The 13484-nt window shown below is 31.1% G+C and carries 17 protein-coding genes; 1 reads left to right on the top strand and 16 read right to left on the bottom strand.

What is annotated here, in order from left to right; genetic code table 11:
- Nucleotides 1–89: 89 nt before the first annotated feature.
- From P2W75_RS14135 to P2W75_RS14090, 10 genes are all read right to left on the bottom strand, one after another.
- Nucleotides 90–422, bottom strand: coding sequence for a hypothetical protein (locus tag P2W75_RS14135; protein WP_276380951.1), 333 nt, complete (start codon nt 420–422; stop codon nt 90–92).
- A gap of 2 nt (nt 423–424) precedes the next feature.
- Nucleotides 425–889: a hypothetical protein gene (locus P2W75_RS14130; protein WP_276380950.1), complete on the bottom strand. Its 465-nt coding sequence runs from the start codon at nt 887–889 to the stop codon at nt 425–427.
- Nucleotides 890–893: 4 nt separating this feature from the next.
- Nucleotides 894–1376, bottom strand: a complete 483-nt coding sequence (locus P2W75_RS14125; protein ID WP_276380949.1) for a M15 family metallopeptidase — start codon at nt 1374–1376, stop codon at nt 894–896.
- A gap of 592 nt (nt 1377–1968) precedes the next feature.
- Nucleotides 1969–2487 carry a hypothetical protein gene (locus P2W75_RS14120; protein ID WP_276380948.1) on the bottom strand — a complete coding sequence of 173 codons (519 nt, stop codon included), beginning with the start codon at nt 2485–2487 and terminating at the stop codon, nt 1969–1971.
- Nucleotides 2487–4709 (bottom strand): nucleic acid/nucleotide deaminase domain-containing protein, encoded by a 2223-nt coding sequence (locus P2W75_RS14115; protein WP_276380947.1) that lies wholly within the window; start codon nt 4707–4709, stop codon nt 2487–2489. The genes P2W75_RS14120 and P2W75_RS14115 overlap by 1 nt, the downstream gene beginning before the upstream one ends.
- A gap of 39 nt (nt 4710–4748) precedes the next feature.
- A complete protein-coding gene (locus P2W75_RS14110) occupies nt 4749–5093 on the bottom strand; it encodes a hypothetical protein (protein ID WP_276380946.1) in 345 nt (114 codons plus the stop codon).
- Between the two features lie 240 nt (nt 5094–5333).
- The gene (locus tag P2W75_RS14105; protein ID WP_008461938.1) at nt 5334–5759 is read right to left on the bottom strand and encodes a hypothetical protein; all 426 of its coding nucleotides are present in this window, start codon (nt 5757–5759) and stop codon (nt 5334–5336) included.
- A 99-nt stretch (nt 5760–5858) separates the two neighbouring features.
- Nucleotides 5859–7184, bottom strand: a complete 1326-nt coding sequence (locus tag P2W75_RS14100; protein ID WP_276380945.1) for a DUF2586 domain-containing protein — start codon at nt 7182–7184, stop codon at nt 5859–5861.
- A 292-nt stretch (nt 7185–7476) separates the two neighbouring features.
- Entirely contained in the window at nt 7477–7656 is a 180-nt protein-coding gene (locus tag P2W75_RS14095) for a hypothetical protein (protein ID WP_207297387.1), read from the bottom strand.
- Between the two features lie 72 nt (nt 7657–7728).
- A complete protein-coding gene (locus tag P2W75_RS14090) occupies nt 7729–8304 on the bottom strand; it encodes a hypothetical protein (protein ID WP_276380944.1) in 576 nt (191 codons plus the stop codon).
- A 281-nt stretch (nt 8305–8585) separates the two neighbouring features.
- Here P2W75_RS14090 and P2W75_RS14085 point away from each other — a divergent pair, with 281 nt between their 5' ends.
- The gene (locus P2W75_RS14085; protein ID WP_207297385.1) at nt 8586–9389 is read left to right on the top strand and encodes a S24 family peptidase; all 804 of its coding nucleotides are present in this window, start codon (nt 8586–8588) and stop codon (nt 9387–9389) included.
- Between the two features lie 85 nt (nt 9390–9474).
- Here P2W75_RS14085 and P2W75_RS14080 read toward each other — a convergent pair whose 3' ends face one another.
- From P2W75_RS14080 to P2W75_RS14055, 6 genes are read right to left on the bottom strand one after another with little or no spacing between them, the layout of a single operon-like run.
- Nucleotides 9475–9723, bottom strand: a complete 249-nt coding sequence (locus tag P2W75_RS14080) for a hypothetical protein (RefSeq protein WP_276380943.1) — start codon at nt 9721–9723, stop codon at nt 9475–9477.
- A gap of 3 nt (nt 9724–9726) precedes the next feature.
- The gene (locus tag P2W75_RS14075) at nt 9727–10572 is read right to left on the bottom strand and encodes a hypothetical protein (protein WP_276380942.1); all 846 of its coding nucleotides are present in this window, start codon (nt 10570–10572) and stop codon (nt 9727–9729) included.
- A gap of 9 nt (nt 10573–10581) precedes the next feature.
- A complete protein-coding gene (locus tag P2W75_RS14070; protein WP_276380941.1) occupies nt 10582–11883 on the bottom strand; it encodes a hypothetical protein in 1302 nt (433 codons plus the stop codon).
- Nucleotides 11876–12433: a DUF6046 domain-containing protein gene (locus P2W75_RS14065; RefSeq protein ID WP_276380940.1), complete on the bottom strand. Its 558-nt coding sequence runs from the start codon at nt 12431–12433 to the stop codon at nt 11876–11878. Before P2W75_RS14065 ends, P2W75_RS14070 begins: the two co-directional genes overlap by 8 nt.
- Nucleotides 12434–12453: 20 nt before the next feature.
- Nucleotides 12454–12924, bottom strand: coding sequence for a hypothetical protein (locus P2W75_RS14060; RefSeq protein WP_276380939.1), 471 nt, complete (start codon nt 12922–12924; stop codon nt 12454–12456).
- Nucleotides 12925–12941: 17 nt separating this feature from the next.
- Nucleotides 12942–13136 carry a hypothetical protein gene (locus P2W75_RS14055; protein WP_276380938.1) on the bottom strand — a complete coding sequence of 65 codons (195 nt, stop codon included), beginning with the start codon at nt 13134–13136 and terminating at the stop codon, nt 12942–12944.
- Between the last annotated feature and the right edge of the window lie 348 nt (nt 13137–13484).

Raw genomic sequence — 13484 nt, 5'->3', positions numbered from 1 at the left:
TAGATTTATACTGTAAAATTACGCTTCGATTTTACCTTTACCAAGATTTTAAGGCTTTTGAATCTGTAGTTTCAGTTTAATTTCAAGAACTAATTACGTTTGATAATCAGACTCAAAATGATTTCCAAAATTAATTTTACTATATTGTTTTTCAGTGTATTGAATTTAATTTTTGATATTCCTGCAGATTGTAAACTTTGAAGCGAAAGCAAATCCAGCTGACTTTTTAATAGCCATTCTAATTCCTGGTCACTGATGTTTTTATGAGTATAAAGAATTGCCCAGCGCTCAAGTTTTTCAGCAGAAGTTTCTAAAAAACTTTTTAACTCTTTTTCTAATTGAGGTTTTAAATCTTTATAACTTTCAGCAATTAGATTCTTTACTTTTTCTTTTATTTCTTGTGTTAGATTATCGTTATTCATTTTCAAGATTTAAGATTAATTAGTTCCAAAAGTTGCTGTTTCGATTCCTTGTCTTTATTGATTTCATACTGAATAAGTAAATCGAAAGCATTTAAAATCTGTTTTTTAGATTCATCAATAAAATAAGGAGACAAAACTTCTTTATTTTCCCAATGTTTAAAGAAACCAGCTAAAAGATTTTTTTCTTTATTATTAAGTACTTGCCACATGGCAAAGGTGATTTCGTTATCGGGTTTGTTTTTTTCATATTCCTGCAGTTTCTCAATTTCCAAAAGCAGTGTTTCAACTTCTTGTTTCTGATTTGAGTAAGGGGTAATTGCTTTATCCATAATTTTAGTTGCTTCTACTTTTATTTCTGTTGTTTTTTGATACGAATAAGGATCGAATAAAGTAGTTTTGGTTGAATCGCAAGAGGTTGTGATAAAAGAAAAAGCAATTAAAAAAATAATTATTTTAAAATATTTCATAGCATTATTTGTATAAGATTACATAGTTTTTCTTGTCACGTTTTAATCTGCTGAGCAATTTCCAATCGTCATATCCTTTTTTGTCAAAGTGCGGAAGATCTTTAAACGTTTTCCAGTCTCCGCCCCAGTTCCAGCCATGTTTTTTGAAAATGTCTACACATTCCTGCCAATCCGAAACTTGGTCGTCGTCCCAATCTTTTGCTGTATCCCAAGAAGCTGTTTTTCCGTCGATGATTAAACAGATATCTACTGCAAATCCGTAATTGTGAATAGATTGTCCTCCTTTGGCATTGGTTACTTTTTTTCCTGGTTTGGTTCTGCCAAAAGCGTAAAGATCTTCCTGTTCCTGAAAAGTTCTAAGTCCTTGTGTAATACGAACTTTAGCCCTTCCAGTCAATGCCAAATCGCATTCTTCGATAATTTTGGTAACTTCTTCCCTGACGGAAGGATGAAGCAAATCAATGTGTTTTTTTGTCGTTTGATCCATATTATATGTATTAATGATTTAAGAATAAAAAGCCTTTCCCAATTGTTTGAAAAACAATCACGGCAGTAAAACGATGATAAGATTTTGTGCGGTTTTGAGTTTTTATAAAGAAAAAACTCTTTTTTATGATCTCATTTTGAGATTAAAATGGGTTTTGTTTAGACTGTAAAAATACGCCTAAATGCAATGTTTTTAAAATATTATGGCTTTGTAAAACAGTAGTTTCAGTAGATGAAAAAATGACTTCGTTGAAAGTTTTTTTGTGATTTGAAATCGGGAAGTAATTATAAAAAAACGCCCATTTTTCAATTATAGAAAAACGGGCGTTGAATATAATGATCAATACATAAAGCTTCATTGGTCTATGTTTACGACAGTAATCTAAAGATTCAACAATTTCCAAAATACTACTCTTTTGTAAAAACATCAATCCAATAAACAGTAGCAAAACTTATAAAGTAGCTCCGGTTTTCTCTCCAAAATTGTATTTTCTGCTCATTTGTTTTTTTTTAGAAAATATAAGAATACTTAATGTTATCGAGCGGGACGCTCGCATTAGCGGGAAATAAATCTGCACAATCGGTTTGACTGCCTAACCTCCCATCTCCATTTCGTTAATTGAACTGTACCAGAAATCGGTATAAATATCATCTTTGTCTACAGTGATTAATCTATTTTTTAGCTCCTGTGCATATTTTTCAGCATTTTGATAATACTCTCCTAATATTTGAGGGAGTATGACTTCATCTCTAAAACGTATGTCTATGTAAATATACTCGAGATAGGTTTTTAAATCTTTATTGATGGTATATGTTCTTATTCCTTCAGTACGATAATGTGTCCTCCCAATTATTGCTTGAGTTTCAATGTCAATGCATAATCCGAATGGTTCATTAATGAAAGTATTTTTAGTGCCGATTTTTAAATATTTCTCATCTAATAGTTCTACATTTCCAAAAAACTCGTAGTCTCCACCAAATGTATTATGATTTGGTAATCCAATTTTATATAGAATATTTGCTGTTTCTTTTGATAGGTTATTGATTAAAACGTTATTTTCAAATTTTACCAAATTATTTGAAAAAAAATTTTGAATTTCTGTTAAGTCCATTAGTCTTTAATTAATTTATTTAAATCTTCTTTTCGTTTTGTTCTAGAATATAATCTGGAAGCAACTATTTCCGGAGTATCTTCTGCACCACCAGTGCCAGGGTATTTGTAGGTATATTCAACTTCTATAGTTGGAAAAGCTTCCTTGATAACTTTTTTACACTTCGATTGGCCTAAACTACAAGGTTCTAATTCTGAATATATTTTTTTTACATTTGCATATGGAATTTTATTGTCATTTAACCATTTCATCCCTAATATTTCTGCATGCGTACGAATGATAGGATCTGTAGAAATAGCTTTATATTGTTTTACTCCATCATTATCGATAAACTCAAAAACTGCAATATTTCCATCATGCTTTGGAACTGATAACGATTTACGATGTTCAATCGCTAATTTACTCATTTTTGATTCTCCTAAAGGAATTTCTGTAAATTTAGGTTCTAATATTCCTTTCTTAATTGAAATATTTTCAGGAGTATCAATAAATTCTGCGTACTGTTCGGGATCACCCTTTTGGTTCTCTTTTAAAAATTTTTCAAATTCTTGTTTAGTCATTTTAGAAACATCCTTCCCTGTTTCTGCTTTTACAATTTCATTTGCTTCGTCAGTAATCTTTTTTATTTCTTTTGCATCTTTTGTGGTTTCAGCAAATTCAGCAGCGGTGTTTCCTTCTTTTGCTATTTTAGATAAACTAGGTAAACCTAAAGAAGCAAGATCTACTGTTACGCTGAAAGCAATCCAAAGATTAGCCAGCCATCCATAACCGTTTTCATGCCATTTTTCTAAAGTTCCGTTACTTAATATTGCATAATGTGTTGCATCTTTTGCTAAAGCAAGTCCAGCCAAACCTCTAAAAGCTATTGGCGCTCCTTTTGCCAATACAACACGTAAAGCTCCAACCGCAGATATTAAACTCAATAAATCTGTAGCAATATTAAACAGATCCCAATTTGATTGTTTAGTTGCCATATCGTGCACTTTTAAAGCAATAACAAAAGTATTTTCATCTCCTGTTTGTTCGCCTAATTCGCCCAGTTTTGTTCCGAAATTTAGTTTTGCTAATGGGTTAAAAGGTTTCCAGTCAATGTAATGATCAAAAATAGGTACTTCGTAGACTCCGGGAGGGGTTATTCTATCAAGTTCTTTTGAGCTTATTGAGGGTCTTGCTTTTCCATTTTTTTCAGTCTTATCTGTCTTTCTGCAATTATCAATTAGAATGTTCTCTCCCGACCAGAATGTTTTTATATGAGTATCTCTAAATAAATAATAACTATTGTCAAAATATACAGTATCTGTTGGTTTTATATTGTCAAATTCTTCAACCAAACGCGTTAAGAAACGCAGTAAATCCTGTACTTCTTCGCCATGAAGCTCAGAATAGATTTCATATAATAAATTAGTATCTCGAAGTTTTATATATAAACGCTGTCTATTTTTTATTGCATACAGAATTTGTAAAATAGCTTTGTCTTCATTTGTATCAAAGTCTGTAGGTGTTATAATTCCTTCAATTAGAGAATTGCTTTTTAAAATAAGATTAAGATGATCGTATAACTCATCATCACTATCCATTTGTCCAAATAAAATCTTTGGCAGCGATTCATAAATTACATCTAATTTATTTGGATTATTTTCGGCTTCTTTTATCTTTTTACGATACAAATTAATAATGATTTGATCGCTACTTGTAATTTCAACTCCTAATGAGTTTAATAAGGTAAGGAAGAGGTCAAAATCGAAAACTGTAAATTTAAAAGCAATTTTTTCAAGATTATGATCAAAAATTGCTAAAGTAAATTCAGTATGATATTTTCCAATTTTTATGTTGGGTTTAAAAGTTTTTGCAATTAGATTTAGTCCTGTAAAATAATTCCATTCTAAATCTATTGCTCCTGTTTTTTTTGCTCCCTGACTGTCATTATAATTCATAATTCCAGTTTTTTCAGGAGTGCTGTTTGGAAGTCCTATAAAATCACTGAAAAGCATTTTTGTATAGACTTGTCCTATTTTCTTTTTAATGCAGTCAATAACATCTGTAATAAAAATAGAATATACAGTAGTATTAATTAGTGAACTTTTTAAAGCATCATGCATTTCTTTAGCATTCCTGTCATCCTCAATCTGCTGTCGCCAAATGTTGAGCATAATTTGTCTAAACCGTGCCATTTCAGAAGCGCTGGTGTCATTTAGTTCGATGTTATGGTTTTTAATAATCATGATTTTGGGTTTTACAGAAAGGGATAAAAGGATGCTTTTTTAAAGAATTTCTACTTTTACAGGTTTTGGCTGAATATGATCTGAAAATGCTGTAGTGATGTTAAGGCGTAAATCGTCTTCTTGTTCGATTTTACCGTCACCGCCTAGATAACAATTTTTGAAAAGAACTTCAAGTGCTTTAAATTCGTCCATTTTTGAAGCTTGCAATACAGCAGAACGAATGCTGATGTCTGGTTTTTTGAAATAGGCAAAAAGAGTAGTGTTATCGTCATCTTTGATAGTGAGTTTGACTACTTTTTTATGTTTGTATTTCCACTGGTTGAATTGTGCTTGGGTTATATTTCCGTCAAGAACTTCGGTTTTCTCTGATGTTATTTTTTTCATGTTGAAAAGGATTTTTATTAGAAAAAAGCTGCCTGAGCTGTATTTCAGGACGAAATGCTCAAGGCAGCCTTCTGAAGAAAGTAAATAGTTTTAAACGGACTGCCAGAAGAGCATGTAAAATAGTTGCTTGCAAAAATCATGTTGAGTTGAACTTCTTTTTTGCGTAACGCGATAAGATTGGTTTTCTCTTTGGAGTCGGTTTTAAACTGTTTTATGGTTTAAGGAAGTATTTTTAGTAGACTAGTTCCACTCAATGTGAGAACAGATTAAATCGAAAGAAACAGCAATTTTAGTATCTCCCTGGCTGATTCCTCTACTGTTTGAGTTGAATTCGCAATTTCTCACTGTATGCGTAATTACTTCATTACTATCATCTAAATAACTTACAATGATACTGAAAGGGTTGATGTCTTGTAATCTCTGTCCTTTTGGTAAAGCGGCTAAAATAGCTTCAACCTCATAATTGTATAAAGTGATCGAAGCTTTTGCCTCGTATTTTCCTCTACCTCTATGAACAGGCATGTCGCCGGCTCCGTAATGGTTTTCTTTAGAAACTGAATCACTGTAGTTTACGGCTGTAATACCAGTAACAATATTACCTGCAATACTTACTTCGATAGATGACCAGCTGTGTTGTTGTCCGTTAATTAATGGCAATTTATTCATAGTGTGCTTTTATTTGTTTTAATGTTTGATATAACGCTCAGCAGCTATCATATCATAATATTGTTTAATGTTAAAAAGTAGAAAATGTAATTTTTGAAATTACGCCTGATTAATTCCAAAAGGGTTTTTGAATCCTAAATCAACCATAATTTTACGAGCTGTTCCAACTGGAGTAATTTCAGCTTTTACTTTTAATTCAGAAGTTGCCAAAATATTTTGTTTAGGATCTACATAAACATCAAATGAAGACACTTCCTGATTAGCAACCATTCCCTCTAAAGCATTTCTGCATAAATCTTCGAAGCTTTTAGAAACAGATTGAGGTAATTTGCCATCAATATCAACCAGAACAGGAGAAGCTAATTTTGGTAATAAAGCAGTGCGTAATAAGCGGGTTGCTTTGTTTACAGTGCGGTTGTTTTCGATGTAAGCGAAGTCTGAAGTTCCTGCTGTACAAGTATGGCTGTCATTAAAATAAACTCCAGCTAAACCAGTGTGAGTTTGTGTAAAAATGTATCTTTTCTCGTTTAGAGTTCTTAAATCTCCAAGTGATTTAATTTCTTTTCCGCCCACAAAACCTGGCTTTGCAAAACCGTTACCAGTAAGGTTAAATTTTTCGATCCAAGCTATGTTTTCAGAAACTTTTGCTTTAGATAAAGCGCCTAGAGCTAATCCAACTGCCGCAGTGTTTTTGTATGAGTCTTTGAATACAAATTCAAGAACAATTGAGCCATTCTTTTTTAGACCGCCAGCATTTTTTACATTGTAAACACCTGTAGAACTTTGTGAAGTTACGAGTTCCTCGTCTGGTGCTAAAGTGTATGCTTTATTAGTGTCTTTTTGAATTAATTTTTGCTCAAACGCTTTTTCAGCATCTATAGCAACTACGACAGATACGTTTGAACTTGTCCCTACTAATGATGGCGAAGTAGCTTCTGTTGCGGTATCAAAACCTTTTCCTTCTAAAATGATTTCAAATGGCATGTAATCAACGTATGCAAGATCTGCTTGTTCTTGTGCAGCATTTACTGCCGCTTTTGTTTGAGCAAATGTGGTGGCTTTTGAGCAAATAATTGCCATTTGACGAATATTTCCATTCGCTTTTTCCTGCATATCCATTGCTTTTTGTACAGTTTCAGCGTAAGTTGCCGCGTCTACAAGCATAACATACAAATCTCCAGAAGGATTCATTCTAAAAAACTGCTGAATTTGGTAATAAGCAGATTGTCCGTTAATATCATAGTTTTCTGTAATGCCCAGAGTTTCGGCATCTTCTAATGAAGCTAAACGTTCGATTTTGTTAAATTTTAAGTCTGAAGTTTCTTCTCCAGTAAAAAGCAATCCTGAAACCATATCCTGTTCAGGATTTCTTCTTCCTAATCCGCCTGATAACTTGTTAATTACTACATCGTTTAATGTACTCATAATATAAATTGTTTTAAATGTTTAAAAAATATGTTTTGGTTTTGCTGAAAATGAGCAAAAAAGTGACTTGAACAAGTAGTAAAACGTGTTCGCGTATGTAGCTAAAAAATAAGATGTGATTCTTAATCCAAAACCCTGGATTGTTAGTTTTGAATCTTTTAGAATATGCGGTTCTTTAGTTCAATTTTACCTTCGGCCGAGCGGTAATTATATTTTGTTACGGGAACAAATTTAAGATTCGATGTTTCTTTTTCCAATTTTTTGAAGTGACAAAGCCAGTAGTTTCAATACTTTAGGCTTTAGCTTCTGTGTTGAGTCCTTCGTTTATTATTGTATAAATAGTGCGTTCTGTAAGGAACAAAGTGTCTGAAAGTTCTGCAACTACAACTTTCATTTGTTTGGCTTGATTACTGTTAATATAGTTCATAACGTAATCTCTCCTTTTGTCTAATAATGTTCTGCTTCTTTTCATGATTTCAAGTTTTGAATATATGCTTTTTTTTATTTTAATGGTGTTGTAAAGTTGTGCTGCAGTTCTTTCAGATCAGGGATTGGTGCTTAAATCAACATTTCCCTCAACTTGATTTGGATTTATTCCAATTATTCCTGAAGTCAAATTGTATCCAAGTTCTTCTAATTCTTCATTACTTAATCCGTTATTGAAAAGGATGTATTTCTTCTTTAAAGTGTTTTCAATCAAAGTTGTTTTGTAAGTAATCTCCCAAATGAAATAATCGTTTTTATTCCAATAATCATACTCATTATTATATTGTTTTTCTTTAACTTTAAAAGTAGAATTAGTGTCAATAAATGCATTGCTGCTGTTCGCTAATAAGATAGATTTGTCGATACGTTGAGCAATATCAAATACTTCTTCGTAATTTGATGAAAGCATAGTTCCAATTGGCATTACAACATAAATACAAAAAGAAACATCGGCTTTATAATTTTTTTCTGAAGAGGTTTCCCAAGATATGTTGTCATACTTAAACATAATTATCGGGTTTTCTATAATTGTTTTAAAAATACTATCACTGTATAAATGAACTGTTAATGCTTCAGAATTAAATTCTGTTTGAATAGTATTTTTCTTTTCGGTATAAAATTGTTTTAAAATCATATGTTGGATTATTTTTAAGCAAATTTAAAACATATGTTTTAATTTGGCAAACATATTACAGTTAAATGTGCAATAGTTTCAGTAATATGATTTAACATGCTGATTTGTAATATGTAGTAAAAAACACATTTTTCTAGTTAAAAAATCATTGATTATCAATTAATTGTAAAATTATTATGAAAAAGTGTGGTTATATCGCACATATTATGTAGTTTTGCAACATATACTTGAAGTTTAGCTTTAAGTAAAACATATTACACAATGTAAAAACGAGTTGCAAAATGGAAATACATGATAAAATAAGACGTATTATAGAGGAAATGAAGTTAAATAATAATTCATTTGCAAAGTTAATTGGAGTTACAAGCACAACCATAGATAGTATCACGATTGGAAGATTACAAGCCGATGGAGAAAGAAAGAGAACCAAACCAGGTTTTGATCTTCTTCAAAGTATTATTACACATTGTCATGTAAACCCAGAATATTTTTTTGGAAACAGTGAAGATATTTTTGCAAGTAATAAGTCTAGTAATGCTGTTAGCCTGCATATACCAAAAGTTATAACCGTAAATGAAGAAGGAGATGAAAACATTAATTTTGTGGGAGTAAAAGCCCGAGCAGGATATTTAGATGGCTACGCTGATCCAGAGTATATGGAAAGTCTTCCTTCGTTCAGTATGCCTATGCTTAAGAATGGTACTTACAGATGTTTTGAAATTAAAGGAAATTCGATGTCAACTACAATCCATGACGGCGATTATCTTTTCGGGAAATATGTTGATAATTTTGATGATATACTCGACGGAAGAATTTATGTAATTGTCAGCAAAAATGATGGAGTAGTGGTAAAGAGGGTTTTAAACAGAATCAGAGAAAGTGGAAAACTCATTCTAAAATCAGATAACCGAGACGGAAATTACCCAATGTACTCTATTTATGCCGAAGATATTCTGGAAGTTTGGTACGCTAGTATGTATGCTTCGAGACAAATGCCAGATCCAATAAATGTTTATGAAAAACTTCATGCTCTTGAAAGTAAATATTTTGAATTGGAAGAGGCCCTAAAAAAGAAGTTGAATTAATATTTCTAATTTATAAAAATTTTAAAATAAAAATACCTCTTGAAGTTCAATATCAAGAGGTATTTTTACGATTTTTAGAAACGAATTATGAAATGTTTCCTGTTCCTGTTCCTGTTTGAGCTGATGCACTTCCGGTTGTTGTTACAATAGTAGTTACAGTACCAGATTTTACAAATTCTTCAATAGCTTTTGCTAGTGCTTTTGCCGTGTCTTTTCTCGCTTTTTTTGATTTAGTTGAATTGTCTGAGCTGCTATCTGTATCAACTGTTATTTTTGAGCTCTCTTCAAATGCAGCTAAAATTGCATCTTCTAATAAAGGTGTTGCTAATGCCATTCTTTAAGTTTTTAATAAATTTTTTAAATTGGATTTGATTGTAATTAGATTTCCTACATTAGGTCCAACCCCCTGAACCACTACAATATTTGAAATTTCTGTTATAAGATTTTCTAATTCAGTTAATAAGTTTTTACCTCCAGCATTAATTTTAAATTTATCATCTATTTCAAAATTTAAATCGTCTTTTTTAAAGGAAATTTTAGCATCAGAAATAAAAGCTTCAAAACCATCTTTTATAGTAACTTTTGTTTCTTTATCTTTTAAACTGAAAATTGTGCTATCTTGATTAATACTAATTTTTTGTTCATTAATATTGAAAGTATTTTTTGAAATTTCTTTTCCGTTTTCATCATAGAAAGAAGCGCTAATATTTTGATTTTTTCCAGAGAATTCTATTTGAGCAAGGTTTTTATAAGAAGGTTTTTCAATTGTTGTTTCAGTTTCTACCCCCTCTTTTTCTTTAAATAACATTTGAAATCTATTAGAATCAATATCAATTTCGAAATATTGATTGTTATCGTTTTTGAAACGAACAAATGTGCGTTCAATTTCCGAAAACTGCGAAATAAACGCTCTTGTTTCAACTCCATCAATAATTGAAGCCAAAACCCAGCTGTCTTTTTTTGGAATGGTAATAATTCCTTGTTCCAAATCCTGAATAGAAGCTTTTAGACGCACATTTTTAATGATGGCGCCGTCAGCTCGCATAATGTTTACAGTGTAAGCATCTTGGGGATTATGAAGAGATTCTTCTTCTTTATTTATTTCGATGACTTTTGCCGCAAATGTTTCAATATTCTGATTGCTGCTGGCGACATTTTTTATTAAATCTTTTATATTTCCCATTTTCTTTTTCTAAACTGATTCGACTCTTCTTCCTAAATAAATTTTTTGTCTATAACCGTTTTCGCCATAACTGCGTTCTACTTTTTCGACTTGAAAAGTTCCGTTTTTTTCTTTGTCTTTTGCATTCTCAAGAATTACTTTATCTGTCGGACGCACAAAAGGTTCTCCAAAAGTCAAAATATATCCTTCAAATCCGTTTGGCTTTGATTGCATTGCCCTTAAGGCTCCATACTGATACAATTCTGAGGCGATTTCTGTTGTTGTTTTTTCAAATAATGCAGGATCTTTGGGTAAATTTTCAGTATCGTTGTGTAAAACGTGTGTTTTTAAAAGTTGCCCGTTAGGATCTCCTAATTCGATAAAAACGGGAGTATTTGAATTTTTAAAATATTTTTCAACTCTAACTCGGATATTTTTGCTTGATTCGTTGACCACTACTAATTTATCTTCTATAATGTTATGACGGAATCTGAAATTAACTTTTCCAGAAAAACCTCCAGAAATAGACTGAACAACTTTATTTAATTGTGAGCCAAGAAGATTAAGGGCTTCATTAATAAGTTTTTTGACCAATGTTCCAGCGAGTGGGCTTTTGATAAAATTGCGATCAATAAAACTTGATAATTCGTTAGGAGTGTGCTGTTGCGGATTATTGGTAATGGTAAGAACTGGGCCGGTTATTTCCATCTTAAAGTAAGTGTAAATTCCTTTATCTTTCAGCATTTCGAATACTTGAGCTAAACTATGATTTCTACTCACAACAATATTTCCTAAGTTTTCGTTGAGAGCATTTATTTTAAAAGGCAGTTTTAGTTCTTTGATTCTTTTTTCAAAGAAAGTTTTAGGATTAAAACTATCCACATTTGTTGCGGGATTAACAGCCACAATATTAAGATTATCCTTTTTATCCTGAACATTATTATCTTTTACAGCTTTTACTTTTTTAAAAGCATACATAGCATCTTCGCAAGTTATTACTGCATTAGTGTCTGATTGAACTCCTGTAATATAACCTCTAAAAGCGGGTTTGTAATCGCCATCATAGCCTAAAAAAATCTCGATATAATTTTCAAGTTTAAAGAAATCATGAATTGTTTTTTCTTCTCCGCTGGCATTCACAAACAGACTTTGATCAAATCCTTTTGTGTCTGTATATACTTTTTGCGGCATTATGATAGTGGCAGTATCGGTAAGTAATTTGTATGAACTGTTTATGTTTACATTTTTTACATAATTGAATTCATAAAATTTAGGAGTTGGTATAAGGCGTACAGTCTCATAAACTTTAATTTTGGCATTGAGTTTAAACATTGTTTCTGATAATTAGTTCGACGGTTTCATCTGATGTGGCACTGGCTGTAAATTTTTGAATATTTTTTGTTCCAGAAATAGACGGAATAGAATAAGAATCAATGACTAATTCGTAAATACCAAATCGGTTTAAAATAGCATGTGTTACTCTTAGAGAATAAGGGGCATTGAGAAATTGTTTCAATAAAAAAAGCTTTTCTTTTGGATATTCATCTCCGGTTTCATTAGCAATAAGTCCTTCGATAGAAATGCTAAAATCGCCATTTGTAATATGTTCTTTGATGGTTGAATCTCTTCCTTCAACACCTTCTTTTTTAATAATTTTAGAACGGCTCAGATTTACTGTAACTGCGTCAACTCTTAGACTAGGTAAATTAAGATCGTTTTTTACAAGAGGTTCGAAAACTAAAGGCGCAAAAACCCGAAGGTTAAATTCGCCTCCAGTTTTATCAATGATAAAATCTTTAGATTCTGATTCGTTATAATTAATACCACTGTATTGAATGTCTTTAGATTCTAAAATTTCGTTTACATTAAAATTGAATTTCATAATGATTTTATTTTTTATTTTTAGTTTGAAAATGTTTTAGCAAAGGCAGTAATCATAATGTTTTCCATTCTGGTATCATTGTGTTTTTGCAGCCAGAGTGCTTCCTCAAGAAGCTTGTAAAATTCATCCATAGGAAGTTTGTATGGATCTACCTGAAAAGCATATCGAATAAGGGCCGCTGATTTTTTGAATTCGTCTTTTTGCGGAGTTGCATTAATTGTAAATTCACTGTCTTTTTTGATTACTTCGATGATTGAGTTTCCTGCAGCAAGCATGAACTCATCATTATAATTTTCTTTCTCAAGTAAACATTCTTTAAATAAAAATAGAATCGCTTCATGTGGATTGTCTTTATATAAATTTTGATAATTTAGATAGATGTTAAAAGTTGGTTTTTTACAATAAACGGTGATTAACTGATCATCAGAAGTAAGTTTTAAAATTTCACCGTATTTTTCTTTTAGATTTTGGATGGATTTTTCGTCTGTCATTTTTTGTTTTTAATAGATTAAATACAGCTGTCTTTACTTTCTTTTTTTATGATTTCGGATAGACTTTCATTTTTATCAGCTGTTGTTGATGTTGTGATATTAAAGCTTTCAATAAAAATGCTTCCTCCAGATTGTGATTCTAGTGGATTTTTAAAGTTGCTCATGTCAGGTATTTTAGGGATTTCTCCTAAATCTTTTGATGTATAATCCATGATTGATAATTGTTTAGTTATTAAGTGATTGTTGAAGATGTTTTTATACAGCTGAAGCTCTGACTTTCAAAAAATATTTTAAAAGTGAATTGCGTTTCATATGTTTTTTGAGAATTCTAATAGATCAATTAGAGTATGTAAAAGTAGGGTATAGCAAGCTGAAAAAAGAATAATTAAAGCTTGGTTTTCAGTAGTTTCAGTAGAAATTAAATATGTTTAGTTTATTCGTGAAGCCAGATAAAATGTAAACAAAATGATATTAGAAAGCATTAATTTCTATACTCAAAAAGAAAAGCCAATACATTTTATTTTGTATTGACTTTTCAATTTTATTTAATCTTTATTTAA

The sequence above is a fragment of the Flavobacterium sp. H4147 genome (assembly GCF_029360735.1).
GTDB classification, from domain to species: domain Bacteria; phylum Bacteroidota; class Bacteroidia; order Flavobacteriales; family Flavobacteriaceae; genus Flavobacterium; species Flavobacterium endoglycinae.
The sequence above is the reverse complement of the archived record's forward strand: the minus strand, read 5'-3'. Positions and strand labels throughout refer to the sequence as shown.